Genomic DNA, 13,567 nt, shown 5'->3' on the forward strand with positions numbered 1-13,567 from the left:
GCTCGTAGAGGTGGTGAGACGCTTTGTATTCGGTAGTGAGCCTGAATCGCTGGTGATGATGGCTATCGCATTCGTCGCATTGATTGCCAATACCAGTTGTCTGCTACTCATATCCAAACATCGGGAAGGCGGGGCGCACATGAAGGCAAGCTGGATATTCTCGGCCAACGACGTGGTGATCAACCTGGGGGTCATCACCGCCGGCGTCCTGGTCGCGTGGACCGGTTCCAATTATCCGGATCTGATTATCGGCACCATCGCGGGGGGCATTGTACTTAACGGTGCCAGACGCATTTTGGCGTTGAAGGGTTAAATAATGCTCATTATTGGCAAAAAGCTCTCGCCGTATGCCCTATTGTCCATATCGGGCCTGCTGGCAGCGTCTGATCAGGCTGTAAAGTGGCTGGTGCAGCAATCAATGGCCTATGGCGAGTATGTTTCGGTGACCCCGTTCTTTAACTGGGTGCACCTATGGAACACCGGTGCCGCATTCAGTCTTTTTGCGAATGGTGGAGGCTGGCAGCGCTACTTTTTTATCGGGATCGCGGTAGTGGTCTCGATTTTTCTGATCAAGCTGATCCTTGAAAATCGTCATAAAGGAGAAGCCATCGCTTGACCGTGGATCAGGGGCAGGTAGATTTAGCTTATTTACTTCATATGGATTTTTAAAAAGATAATCGTTTTAATGGAATAACTTGATTATCAGATCGGGTTAGAATTTCCGCTTTGAGATGAAGCTAAAAGCAGATTCCCCATTTTTTTGGCTCTGGAACTATTTTTGTTATTGAGAGAGACTCAAATGTGTAAACCTAAGAATCGGTTTTTAGTGGAATAATCCGAATTGAAATTATTATTTGAATTTACTACTGTCATTGTGTCAGGAATCAAACCAGCCTTCTGGGAGGCCAACTTTTTTCTCCATACGCCTTACTGCAAGATTACCAAAGCTTTTTCTTTCCCTCAGCATCATTGACAGGGTACCCTCTGAACCACCAAATTTTCTGGTGAAATCAGCGATTCCTCCATGTTTATCAATAAACGAAATTAAATTTTTAACCCTTAAGGAGGAAACATTTTCTTTGTTGTAAGATGGTTTTCTTCCTGTTTTAGTGTCATAAGAAGCCATTGACTTAATCCTTCCCTTTACCAGTGATTGAAATTTTGGCGAACGAAAATACAAATTTAACCAATCTTAAGCTTTATATGGATACTTCATCCCCTCTGTTAGCTACATTTATACTCGATTTTGAGGATGGCCCCGTTCATATTAAAGTGAAAGATATTTTGGAATTACATCCAATGACTTATCTTTATTCGTCTTATTGGAATAAATTGTTAACATGCACAACTCCTTCACTTAAAAAAATTTATTATGATGCGTTAATTCAGGAGTTCTTCCTTGGTAAGATTAATCTCAAATTAACTGTTGTTTCTCCATAAACATAGCAATACCTGATTTAACACACTCCCGAGAAGTAAATTATGACTTGCATGAAAGCTCCATCGCTTAGCTCAACAGACACAGTCATAAATTTAATAAGAATTTAATGTGTGAGGACAAGTACTTCTGTGTTGGGGAATACACAAATACCGTCTGTATATCCTAATAAACAAAAACCACATATAAAAACGACTATTAACGTAAATATTTTATCTGGCGGAGTCTGCCTCCTAGATAGTTCTGACTCTGAGTACGTTTCATCCGCAGCAGTTGCACAGATTAGTGGCGCTAAAGATGTGCGCATGGAACAAGTGACCAGTTTGCCGATGTTATCAATTAATCCGCAGCGAGAACATCTGACCCTGCTGGGACTGGACATTGCAACCTTACAAAATGCCTAGCAAATGGTCATTGGCGGTCAGGATCTGGGGCTGATTTATGAGGGCGATAAACTCTTCCGGCTGGTGATGCGGCTCGATAAACAATTACGCCGAGATGTTGATTCACATTCTTCTAACTTTGCTGCAAAAGTAGAGGTGCAAATCCACCACCCGGTGTACGTAAGTTGGTAGCTTGACCTCGATAAAGTCTTGCTGCAGCAAGTAATAATTCCCCTCGGTAAGTATACAATCGCACATCAACCTTGAGCATTTCACGTTCGTTATCAACCATCACAACACGTTCTGAGGGTGGCACATAGGCCTGTGCAACATAATCACTTTCAAGAATACGTGCAAATGTGCTTTTGGTCAGCTTGCTGCCGCGATAGACACCCTTGCTGCCATGACCTGCCACCGGTTTAAAAAACCACTGCCGCCGTTGTTGCCAGAGTGATTGCTCATCATGGGCGGTAACCTGAATGGTGTGGGGAATACCCTTTTTTAAAAGTTCAGCATTTTCAGTACTTAACCCCCAATCTAGTAGAGTCTGCTGATCTGACATTAAGGCCAAGTTTCGCTTATCAGCAAATAGGGCGTGTGTATAAGGATTCGGGGTGATAACTGCTCCACATTCTAACCAAGCAAAACGCAAAGCAGCATGTTCAGGTGCATCTAGTCCAAAGTCGACCAGACGGTTGTAAACCAAATCGATTTTCTGATTATCACCATACAAGACTCCTGATTCGTATTTGAGATCCGTTGGTGAAAGTATGACGGCATCAATGCCATGTTGGATGAATAGCTGTTGCGCGAGTTTGAACTCCGGATAGAGATGTTGTTCTTCCGGTGCATCGTCGATGATTGCAATTCGCTCAGGTTGTCCGCTACCTCTCTGGGCCCGCCATTCACTTATAAATTGCGCAATGACTGCTTCATCGAAATCTTTTGCCCAAGACGCCTGTGTATTGCCGCTACAACATTTTAGTTGGGCGCGAGTCAGGATGGCATTAAGAAAAGCGCCACCGGCATTGGTATTGATTTCGATAAGACGAGGACCATCCTCACTGAGGTGGAAATCATAGCCCATAAAAGCGCCTACTGGACCGGGATTATGCCGTGCACTCTCAGGTGCCCAAGACATGATCTGTTGCTGATATTCTGCAAGTGAAGCAGCGGATTCGATTGCCTTAACAATCGCCTGCATTTGTTCAAGATCAGAACTTGGAACAAAAATCGCGGCATTTGAGAAGAATTGGCGCATGCCCGAAGTAGACAGGATGCCTTCAGCGTTATCACCCAATTGGTTGTTGAGATCGCGAATAATCGCTGACCAATCTAGAGTAACGCAGGTACAGTGATGGTTTAGCCGTTGTGATCTTGTCTGCTCTTGAGAACTATCGATTTTTTTCATTGATTCTCCTCTGTCGGAAAACGTTATATTAATGTCCAACGGTTAACTTTAAATCATAGGTGTTTAGTTTGATTAGTGACCGTTATTGCAATCTTTACCAGCCTGCTTAAAGCCCCTTTGTTGGACGTCCTCTATAGTTAAACAGGATGAACATTCTGCCTGAGGCTTCCATAATCCTTGTAATAAGCAAAGGAAATCGTGAACACAAAAGAATAATTAACAAAGGCAGGTAGGGCAGAATATAGTTCGTATGCTCTACAAACGGTAAAAAAATGCCACTCCAATAAGTAAAAGTGTTGAAGCTGCGTGAAGCTTTATCTAGTATCTGAAATTGTTAATCACATTATATTTAATGTCGCTGATAGGAATAACCACCGACATATCCCAACCATCATTGAATAGCTTTAATCGTCGTGGGTAAATAGATGATGAATGCAGTCTTATCACTTTTAGATGTGACTTCTACCCGCCCACCATGGGCATCAATAATCGAACGAGCAATGGCGAGACCAAGACCGGCACCTTCACCTTGTCTTGACCTAGAAGGATTTGCTCGATAAAAACGGTCAAAGAGATATGGCAAATGTTCAACTGGAATTTCAGGCCCAGGATTCTCAACTGTCAGGGAAACCTCGTTGTCTGAGAAATTTTTCAGTCGAACTAGTACTGATCCCCCAGATTTCGTATAACGAATGGCGTTGGAAAGTAGATTAGAAATTGCTCTGCGTAACATGGCTTTATCGCCTTGAATTTGCTGCACCTGGCCTTCCAAGCTTAGTACTATATTTTTGTCCTCTGCTAAAGCTTCAAAAAAGCCAAATAATTTACTGACTTCATCGGATAAATCCAGCGGTGTTTGTTCAAGTTTGATTAAACCATGGTCCCTTTTTGCTAACCACAACATGTCATTAATCATCTTTGCTAAACGTTCTTGTTCTTCTAAGTTTGAGTAAAGTAATTCACGGTATTCTTCGAGCGTTCTGGATTTGCCTAAGCCAACTTGCGTCTGGGTGATGAGGTTTGTGAGTGGTGTCCGTAGCTCATGCGCAATATCAGCTGAAAAATGTGAAAGCTGATTAAAGCTTTCTTCAAGTCGACTTATCATGTGGTTGAATGAAGACACCAAGTCTTTTAATTCCGAAGGGACAACGGAGGGGGCAATTCGCATATCTAGACGATCTGCTTGTATATCACCCATTTTGTTCGAAAGCCTTCTTATTGGCTCATGTGCTTTATGGACGCCATACCAAGCAGCCAATAGGGTCATAAGCCAAGCAAGGATCATCATTGACCATAAGTCTAGACGAAATTCATGCAAAAATTGAAGGTGAAAATCAATATCAATGGCGGTAAGAACCAAGTAGTTTTGACCCGCTATCGAATTGTGCGTGAGAACACCCCGAAAGTTCTTGTTGTCCTCATGCCAGACTCGAAGGTCACTGGCATTGATTTCTGAAACCTGATGAAGGCTATTTTTTAGTACTGATAGGTTTGCGCCAGCACTTTCAAAAACCATACTACCTTGCTGATCGTGTACTTGATAATAGACGCCATGATGTCCAGAAACAGCACTGGATAGGGCTTTACGTAGCTGTGATGGATTGTTGTAATGCGCTCGCAACACGTTCACCACTGCCTTGTTCACTTCAGCAAGCTCACCTGCATCTTGTTCCACAAAGTGATGTTCCACAGCGTCAAGCACAAGGTTGCCGATTATAAATAGGCTCAAACCTATTGATGCGCCAACGAAAAGCATTACCCTTGCAGCAAGCGAAAGAGATTTATGATTAAAAGGGTTCATCAATGGGCTCAACGTCAAGTTTGTAACCCATGCCACGAATCGTGTGGATAAGTTTTGGTTCAAAATCGTCATCAATTTTGGCACGTAGACGACGTATAGCCACATCTATAACGTTGGTATCAGAATCAAAATTCATGTCCCATACTTGAGAGGCGATAAAAGAGCGCGGGAGTACTTCTCCTTGGCGGCGAATCAGCAACTCCAATAGGCAGAACTCTTTGTGACTCAGGGTGATTTTTTTACCTGATCGCGCAACACGATGTTTTGGCAAATCCAGCGTGAGATCTGCAACTTTGAGTAGCTCAGAAAAGGTTGGAACAGCGCCACGACGCAATAATGTTCGGATCCGGGCTAGCAGTTCGGCAAAAGCAAAAGGTTTAACCAAATAATCATCGGCGCCTAATTCCAGTCCTTTTACACGATCATCCACAGAATCACGTGCCGTTAGGAACAACACTGGTGTGTGGCGCTCGGCCTCACGTAACGACTGCAAAATGCGCCAACCGTCAACATCCGGCAACATAACATCCAGAACGATTAAATCAAATGCTTCTGTCATTGCCAAATGATGACCATCTAGGCCATTTCGAACAAGATTGACCTGAAATCCTGCTTCAGTTAACCCCTTCTGTAAGTAGTTGCCTGTTTTGATCTCATCCTCAACCAGCAGTAATCGCATGCAGGTTCTCCGTTAATTAATTCATTTCTAAGGTTAAAAGACCAACAAGCACCATAGAATTACATAAGGATTACATTTTTGTAATGTTCGGGTCATCCAGATGACAGAGTCAGCGGATTAACATTTATAGAAAGTTTTAATTGGAGCACCCACATTGAAGTTACCAATTCAACCTGTCCTTAATTTTAATCCCAATCGTCGTCGATTTGTGCAGGGTATCGCAGCTGGCGGTGTGCTGGCTTCCTTTCCAATGCTGCTAAACGCCGAAAGTTATCCCAACAAACAAGCGACCCGAGGCACGGCTCCCGTTTTGACAGGGCAGGTTATTGATTTAACTGTTGCTGAATCACTTGTTAATTTCACAGGTGTGACACGAGTAGCGACAACCATAAATGGCTCCATTCCTGCGCCAACACTTCGTTTACGAGAGGGAGATGAAGTTACTATTCGGGTAACCAACAGGCTGAAAGTGCCAACATCCATTCACTGGCATGGCATTATCTTGCCATACCAGATGGATGGAGTACCCGGCATCAGCTTTGGTGGCATAGAACCCGGCGAGACTTTCGTCTACCAATTCAAACTTAAGCAAAGCGGCACGTACTGGTATCACTCTCACAGTGGTTTTCAGGAAATGACCGGTATGTACGGTGCACTGATTATTGAGCCCCGTGAAATGCAATCTGATTCGGCAAAGGACCATATATCAGCAGATCGTGACTACGTAATGTTGCTTTCTGATTGGACTGATGAAGATCCTATGTCCGTGTTCTCTAAGCTGAAAGTTCAGGGGGATGTATACAACTATAATCAGCCGACCGTATCATCATTTTTCAATGATGTCTCAAAACTGGGATTCAAAGGCGCATTTGAAAAACGACAAATGTGGAACCAGATGCGGATGAACCCGACTGATCTGGCCGATTTATCCTCGGCAACATTAACTTATCTTATGAATGGGACAACACCTGTTGGTAACTGGACAGGGCTTTTTCAGCCGGGGGAGACGATAAGGTTAAGGTTCATTAACGGCGCTGGTAATACATTCTATGATATTCGTATTCCCGAACTGAAAATGACAGTAATTCAGGTTGATGGTCAGAATGTACAACCCGTAAGCGTGGATGAGTTTCGCTTTGGTCCCGGTGAAACCTATGATGTCATTGTTGAACCACAACATGATGTACATACCGTTTTTGCTCAGAGTATGGAACGCACTGGTTATGCGCTGGGAACGCTCGCTATTAAGGAAGGCCTTACCGGCGACATACCTGAACTTGATCCGGTTCAATGGCTCACTATGACCGATATGATGGGCGAAATGGAGCATGGTTCGGCAAACGGCAATATGAACCATTCAGAAATGAATCATGGTGAAATGGCGATGGATCACAGCCAACATGGCAAGCAAAATGATTCACTTGCCATACCATCTCAGCAGATTAGACATGCCAGTACAGAGTACGGACCTTCAGTCGACGCTCGTGTCGATATGCCTCGCACAAACTTAGATGATCCTGGTATTGGCTTAAGAGATAATGGACGAAGAGTGCTGACCTTATCAGATCTTCGATCTGTAGATGGGGTATTAAACGATAAACGACCACCAGATCAGGAAATCGAACTACATCTTACCGGAAATATGGAACGGTACAGTTGGTCTTTCGATGGACTTGAATTTGGTAAAAGTACACCAGTGAATCTGCCGCACAATCAACGTATACGTGTCATTTTGCAAAACGACACTATGATGACCCATCCTATGCATTTACATGGCATGTGGAGTGATTTAGAAGATGATCAGGGCAATGTGCTAGTTCGTCGCCACACGATACCTGTACAACCTGCCCAACGAATCAGTTTTTTGACAACACCTCATGACCTGGGTCGATGGGCATGGCATTGTCACTTACTTTTCCATATGGATGCAGGCATGTTTCGTGAAGTGGTGGTGTCATGAAAAATTATTCTATCGCTCCTGCAATTGGGCAGATCATTATTGCTTGTTCAATGTCTCTAATCATTTCCCCCCTGTGGGCGCAGACTGATGATGTCATCAAAAAGCATGAGGTTATGACAGAACAGAGAACATTAACGCAGAAAGATGACATGGAAGGCATGGATCACTCTCAAATGCAGAAAGATGATATGGAAGGCATGGATCATTCAGAGATGAATATGGGGAGTAATCAACCACCATCAGACGCAAGGGATCCACATGCCTATTCAGATGGTTTTACACTGACTAAGGGTCCTTATGCATTCTCAGAGAAACGCGTTCTGAAATTAATGGATGAACATTATTTCGGATCTTTTTTAGCTGATCGACTGGAATATGATGCAGATAATGATGCTGTCATATTTGACCTTCAGGGCTGGTATGGCAGCACCTACAATCGATTTACGGCCAAGCTTGAAGGTGACGTGGTCGATGGCAAGTTAGATGAAAGCCAATCGGATTTATTGTGGACGCATGCTATCAGTGCTTTTTTTGATACTCAGTTGGGCGTGAGATTTGATCAGTACGATGAAGGCGACAATCGTCAATGGCTGGCTTTTGGTGTTCAAGGACTCGCCCCCTACTGGTTTGAATTAGATATGACTGCCTATCTTGGAGAGAGTGGTCGATCTGCAATATCAGTAGAAGCTGAATATGAACTGCTGCTTACGCAACGCCTGATTTTACAGCCCCGTGCAGAGCTGACTGCCTATGGTAAAAAAGATGAAGTTAATGGTATCGGCAGTGGCCTGTCTGATGTTGCGATCGGTATGAGACTTCGTTACGAATTCTCACGTCAATTCGCACCCTACATCGGTATTGAGTGGACCGAGAAGTTTGGAGAAACTGCAGATTTGGCCCAACTAAATGGTAATGATGACAGCGACACTATCTATGTTGCTGGTATTAGGTTCTGGTTTTAATCTCTCTATATAGTTTTACCTCGACTAAGGAGTCGCCGTATGAAACGTCATTTATTGTTATATTTAATTGCTTTACCAGCTCTGGTGCTGACTTTGACTGCGCAGGCACATGATCCAAAAGAGCATATGAATGAGAAGCAGACACCGGACTGTGCTGCGATGAAAGAGATGGATCATTCAAAAATGAATATGAATGATCCCGTTATGCAGGCCATGATGCAAAAATGTATGGGTAAAGATACGAAAATGTCATCAGACGGACATGATGAGGCAGAGGTAAAAGAGCCAGCTAAACACAAACACAAGTAGTAATGGATGACTAAAATTAAGGAATAAACATGGTGTCTTTTGGTTTTGTGCGATGTATCAAGTGTCTTTCTGTTGCAGCTGGGTTGATGGTGCTGACAGGGATAGCGTTTATCTACTCAGGTCTCTACCCGATGGGTGCAGATAATCAGCATACCAAGCTTACTTTTTGGGTGCTGGAAACTTTACGCGAGCGTTCAATTAGTCGGGCGGCTCAAGACATTGAAGTACCCTTAGATCTGGATACGCCAGCACGTTTACTGCGAGGCGGTTCAGATTATGCCGCAATGTGTGCGAGTTGCCATCTTGCGCCAGACAAAAACGAGACAGATTTTACCAAAGGCCTTTATCCGAAGCCTCCTAACTTAACAATGAAACATTCAGGGCATGGTGAATCAAAAGGCCAAGACAGGCAATATTTTTGGATCATTAAACACGGTATTAAAGGGTCGGGTATGCCTGCCTGGGGCCCAGGGCATACTGATGAACAAATATGGAATCTGGTTGCTTTCCTAAAACGATTACCTGAACTGACACCTGCACAATATCAAATATTGACAGCAAACCTTACTGAGTAATTACGCATATCGTCAATTAGTAATGCTCTCCTTAAAATTCGCGGATCGATAGCTTTAAATATGAATCATTTTTTTTGTTCGATAACCTGCAGGATATTTAGGCTCATAATGAGAATGAGTCTTTTGTTAAGCTAAGATGTAAGGTTGGCCTGAATCAAAGTAATAAATTATTAATGCTGCCTAAAATAATAGCTCCAAATTGAGTTTTAAGTTTATTCGCAGACCTTTAGTTGGCAATAAAAACGGAGGATTCATGGATAATCAGGAAGACAGAACACCCCAGTATAAGGAAGGTAGTTTAACTTTGGCTGGAACGGTTATGCTGGGAACAGGTGTTATGATTGGTGCTGGTATATTTGCATTGACTGGGCAAATGGCTGAGATGACCGGTACGTTGTTCCCGCTGGCATTTCTTGCTGCTGCAGTCATTGTCAGCTTTAGCGCTTATTCCTACATCAAGATCTCCAACGCTTATCCCTCTGCAGGTGGCATTGGTATGTATCTGTACAAAGCTTATGGCGACAGGTTGCCAACAGCTTTCAATGCTTTACTGATGTACTTCTCAATGGTGATCGCACAGAGCTTTTTAGCACGTACTTTTGGTTCCTATACCATGCAACTTTTTGGTGGTGATGATAGCGGTATCATGGTGCCTATTCTCGGCGTTTCACTGATATTAGCTGCCTTTGTCATTAATCTTTCAGGCAATCGCCTGATTCAAAGTGCGGCCTCTTTCATTGGTGTTTTAAAAATTGTCGGCATCCTTATTTTCGGGCTGGTGGGTGTGTGGATCGCAGACAGTATCTCAGTTGACTTTTCAAGTCCGGGAGAAGCGGGAACCATGGGTAACTTTCTTGGTGCAACGGCACTGGGAATACTGGCCTTTAAGGGGTTCACCACCATTACCAACAGCGGTTCTGAGGTAAAAGATCCTAAACGTAACGTAGGTCGCGCAATTGTTATTTCTATCGCGGCCTGTGTGGTCATTTATGGCTTGGTCGGTTTTGCTGTGGCGAGTAATTTATCGTTGGCAGAAATCATCAAAACACAAGACTATTCCCTTGCTGCGGCTGCGCGCCCGGCATTGGGTGAATATGGTGTGTGGTTTACGGTTGCTATTGCCATGATGGCGACTGCTGGCGGTATTCTGGCCAGCATTTTTGCCGTTTCAAGAATGCTGGCAATGTTGACGGAAATGAAACTAGTTCCGCATCGACATTTCGGTATGCCGGGTAGTATTCAAAAGCATACGTTGGTCTACACTGTCGCTTTGGGACTTATCCTGACGGCATTTTTTGATCTGTCACGAATTGCTGCACTGGGTATTGTGTTTTACCTCATTATGGACATTGCCATTCATTGGGGCGTGCTACGTTATTTGCGTGATGATATAAAATCCAATAGATGGGTGCCAACGACAGCGATTATTTTAGATTTGCTCGCGTTAGGGGGCTTTGTCTGGGTAAAACTGAATACAGATCCGTTTGTGATTGGGGTGGCAGTTGCTACGATGATTGTTATCGCAGTTGTTGAGCAGGTTTTTCTTAAACATACAGTTAAGTCTGGATCATTTAGCCAGAATAAATCGCATGAGCACAGTGACTGAAATCTGAAATTCTCGAAAAGGATACAATGACTATGTCTGAATACCAGCATGCTCATCATCAAGACCATCCGGTACATGACGTTCATACTGTAAAAGATCCGGTTTGTGGCATGACCGTGGTGCCTGACAAGGTAAAGCACCAAAGCCAGTATGACTCTCAAAGCTGGTTTTTCTGCTCGTCACACTGCAAGTCCAAGTTTGACCAAAATCCGCAGCAATATCTCAATGACCAGCAACAGCCAGAACAGCCGGCAACACCGGGCACGATGTACACCTGTCCCATGCATCCAGAAATCCGGCAGCAGGGGCCGGGAGATTGCCCTATTTGTGGTATGGCCCTTGAACCTGAGCAAGTCAATTTGAATGATGGACCATCTGAAGAGCTCACGGATATGACTCGCCGGTTCTGGATCGGCCTAGTTCTGGCGTTACCAGTGCTGGTGCTTGAAATGGGCGGACATCTGACCGGACTAGATCATATTGTAGCGCCGCAGTTATCTAACTGGATTCAGCTGATACTGGCAACGCCTGTAGTTCTCTGGTGTGGCTGGCCATTTTTTGTCAGAGGCTGGAAATCCGTCATTAGTCGCAATCTGAATATGTTTACTTTGATTGCCATTGGAACGGGCGTAGCGCTGATCTACAGTCTGGTGGCAACCCTGATGCCGCAGATTTTTCCAGATGCCTTTCGTCAGGCGGATGGTTCTGTTGCTGTATATTTCGAGGCAGCTGCAGTCATCGTTGTTTTGGTACTGTTGGGACAGGTACTGGAATTGAGAGCGCGAGAGAAGACTTCAGGTGCTATTAAGGCTTTACTTGATCTCGCGCCAGCGACCGCTAGAAAGCTGAACGATGACGGGACTGATTCTGATGTGTCGTTGGATAAGGTTAAAGTAGGTGACCGGCTTCGGGTTCGCCCGGGAGACAAGGTGCCGCTGGATGGCGAGGTGCTTGAGGGCAAATCTAATGTAGATGAATCCATGGTGACCGGTGAGCCGTTGGCGGTCACGAAGACAACTGGCGATCAAGTGATCGGTGGCAGTATTAATCAGCAAGGCAGCTTTGTAATGCGAGCCGACAAGGTCGGCCGAGATACGATGCTCTCCCAAATAGTACAGATGGTGGCTAACGCCCAGCGCAGCCGTGCACCAATCCAGGGATTAGCAGACAAGGTGGCGGGATGGTTTGTACCGGTCGTCATCGTCATAGCAGTTATCGCTTTTATCGCTTGGTCATTTTTGGGTCCAGTACCACCTATGGCTTTTGGGCTGATTGCAGCTGTTAGCGTGTTAATTATTGCCTGTCCCTGTGCGTTAGGTCTGGCAACCCCTATGTCCATCATGGTTGGTGTCGGTCGGGGTGCTCAAAGCGGTGTTCTCATTCGGGATGCAGAAGCTTTGGAGCGCATGGAAAAAGTGGATACGGTGGTGGTAGATAAAACCGGCACACTGACTGAAGGAAAGCCTCAGGTCACCAAGCTTGTTACAGCGAATGGACTAAGCGAAGAAGACCTGATGCGTTTTGCGGGTGGTATTGAAAAAGGCAGTGAACATCCGTTAGCCCACGCTATTTTAGAAAAAGCCAAGGCAATGGACCTCAAGTTGCCCGATGCTGAAGACTTCGATTCTCCTAACGGTAAAGGGGTCACAGGTTCGATTGATGGCAAGCGGGTGTTATTAGGTAATCGTCTGCTTATGGAAGTAGAAGCAGTTGATATTACAGACCTTGAAAATGAAGCTGAGGCGCTTCGCAGGGATGGGGCTACAGTGATTTTTGCTGCTGTGGATGGCACCGTTGCTGGCTTACTTGCTATTGCTGATCCGGTTAAAGAAACTTCCAAAGCGGCTATTTTGGCACTTCAAAAAGAGGGTATCCGCGTGGTCATGCTGACCGGTGATAATCGTACCTCGGCTGAAGCAGTTGCCCACAAGCTGAATATTGATGAAGTAGAAGCGGAAGTACTGCCGGAAGACAAGGGCAAGATTATTCAGCGCCTTAAAGATGAAGGCCGGATTGTGGTAATGGCAGGCGACGGAGTCAATGATGCACCTGCCCTGGCAACGGCAGATGTAGGTATTGCCATGGGAACCGGCACAGACGTAGCTATTGAAAGTGCCGGTATTACGTTGTTGCGAGGTGACCTGATGGGTATTGTCGAAGCACGCCGGTTGTCATTAGCGACCATGAGAAATATTAGACAAAACCTGTTTTTTGCTTTCATTTACAACATTGCCGGGGTGCCGATTGCCGCTGGTGTTCTGTATCCATTTTTCGGCATACTGCTTTCCCCAATCTTTGCAGCCGCAGCCATGTCACTTTCATCTGTGAGCGTAATCATGAATGCACTTAGGTTGCGGCTTGTTAAATTATAAGGAATAGTTCAGATTAGTTTTATGACCAGCGATTGCTCGAAACTTAAATTAAGTGCTTAAGGTCTAGTTTG

Annotated in this window: 12 protein-coding genes; 8 read left to right on the top strand and 4 right to left on the bottom strand. The window is 44.6% G+C overall.

Annotated features, from left to right (window positions below):
• Together QQL60_RS04885 and QQL60_RS04890 are read left to right on the top strand one after the other, a co-directional pair.
• Positions 1-313 (top strand): cation efflux transmembrane domain-containing protein (locus QQL60_RS04885; RefSeq protein WP_284722608.1); only part of this gene is annotated, 313 nt, incomplete at its 5' end.
• Between the two features lie 3 nt (positions 314-316).
• Complete coding sequence (locus QQL60_RS04890; protein WP_431356884.1) at positions 317-616, top strand: signal peptidase II; 300 nt, start codon at positions 317-319, stop codon at positions 614-616.
• Between the two features lie 261 nt (positions 617-877).
• Here the strand turns inward: QQL60_RS04890 and QQL60_RS04895 are convergent, their stop codons facing one another.
• From QQL60_RS04895 to QQL60_RS04910, 4 genes are all read right to left on the bottom strand, one after another.
• On the bottom strand, positions 878-1,126 hold the full coding sequence (locus QQL60_RS04895; protein WP_284722609.1) for a hypothetical protein: 249 nt from the start codon (positions 1,124-1,126) through the stop codon (positions 878-880).
• An 828-nt stretch (positions 1,127-1,954) separates the two neighbouring features.
• Positions 1,955-3,232 (bottom strand): ATP-grasp domain-containing protein, encoded by a 1,278-nt coding sequence (locus QQL60_RS04900; RefSeq protein ID WP_136554454.1) that lies wholly within the window; start codon positions 3,230-3,232, stop codon positions 1,955-1,957.
• 391 nt (positions 3,233-3,623) lie between these two features.
• Positions 3,624-5,033, bottom strand: a complete 1,410-nt coding sequence (locus QQL60_RS04905) for a heavy metal sensor histidine kinase (RefSeq protein ID WP_284722610.1) — start codon at positions 5,031-5,033, stop codon at positions 3,624-3,626.
• A complete protein-coding gene (locus QQL60_RS04910; protein ID WP_284722611.1) occupies positions 5,020-5,712 on the bottom strand; it encodes a heavy metal response regulator transcription factor in 693 nt (230 codons plus the stop codon). Before QQL60_RS04910 ends, QQL60_RS04905 begins: the two co-directional genes overlap by 14 nt.
• A gap of 154 nt (positions 5,713-5,866) precedes the next feature.
• Between QQL60_RS04910 and QQL60_RS04915 the strand changes: the two genes are divergently transcribed.
• The 6 genes from QQL60_RS04915 to QQL60_RS04940 all read left to right on the top strand — a co-directional run bounded on the left by QQL60_RS04915 (position 5,867) and on the right by QQL60_RS04940 (position 13,496).
• The gene (locus tag QQL60_RS04915) at positions 5,867-7,672 is read left to right on the top strand and encodes a copper resistance system multicopper oxidase (protein WP_284722612.1); all 1,806 of its coding nucleotides are present in this window, start codon (positions 5,867-5,869) and stop codon (positions 7,670-7,672) included.
• The gene (locus QQL60_RS04920) at positions 7,669-8,634 is read left to right on the top strand and encodes a copper resistance protein B (protein WP_284722613.1); all 966 of its coding nucleotides are present in this window, start codon (positions 7,669-7,671) and stop codon (positions 8,632-8,634) included. Before QQL60_RS04915 ends, QQL60_RS04920 begins: the two co-directional genes overlap by 4 nt.
• A 39-nt stretch (positions 8,635-8,673) precedes the next feature.
• A complete protein-coding gene (locus QQL60_RS04925; protein ID WP_226069897.1) occupies positions 8,674-8,943 on the top strand; it encodes a hypothetical protein in 270 nt (89 codons plus the stop codon).
• Positions 8,944-8,972: 29 nt separating this feature from the next.
• On the top strand, positions 8,973-9,518 hold the full coding sequence (locus tag QQL60_RS04930; protein WP_284722614.1) for a c-type cytochrome: 546 nt from the start codon (positions 8,973-8,975) through the stop codon (positions 9,516-9,518).
• 253 nt (positions 9,519-9,771) lie between these two features.
• Positions 9,772-11,124 (top strand): APC family permease, encoded by a 1,353-nt coding sequence (locus QQL60_RS04935; RefSeq protein WP_284722615.1) that lies wholly within the window; start codon positions 9,772-9,774, stop codon positions 11,122-11,124.
• 32 nt (positions 11,125-11,156) lie between these two features.
• A complete protein-coding gene (locus QQL60_RS04940; RefSeq protein ID WP_284722616.1) occupies positions 11,157-13,496 on the top strand; it encodes a heavy metal translocating P-type ATPase in 2,340 nt (779 codons plus the stop codon).
• Positions 13,497-13,567 lie beyond the last annotated feature (71 nt).

The sequence above is a fragment of the Methylophaga thalassica genome (assembly GCF_030159795.1).
GTDB classification, from domain to species: Bacteria; Pseudomonadota; Gammaproteobacteria; order Nitrosococcales; family Methylophagaceae; genus Methylophaga; species Methylophaga thalassica.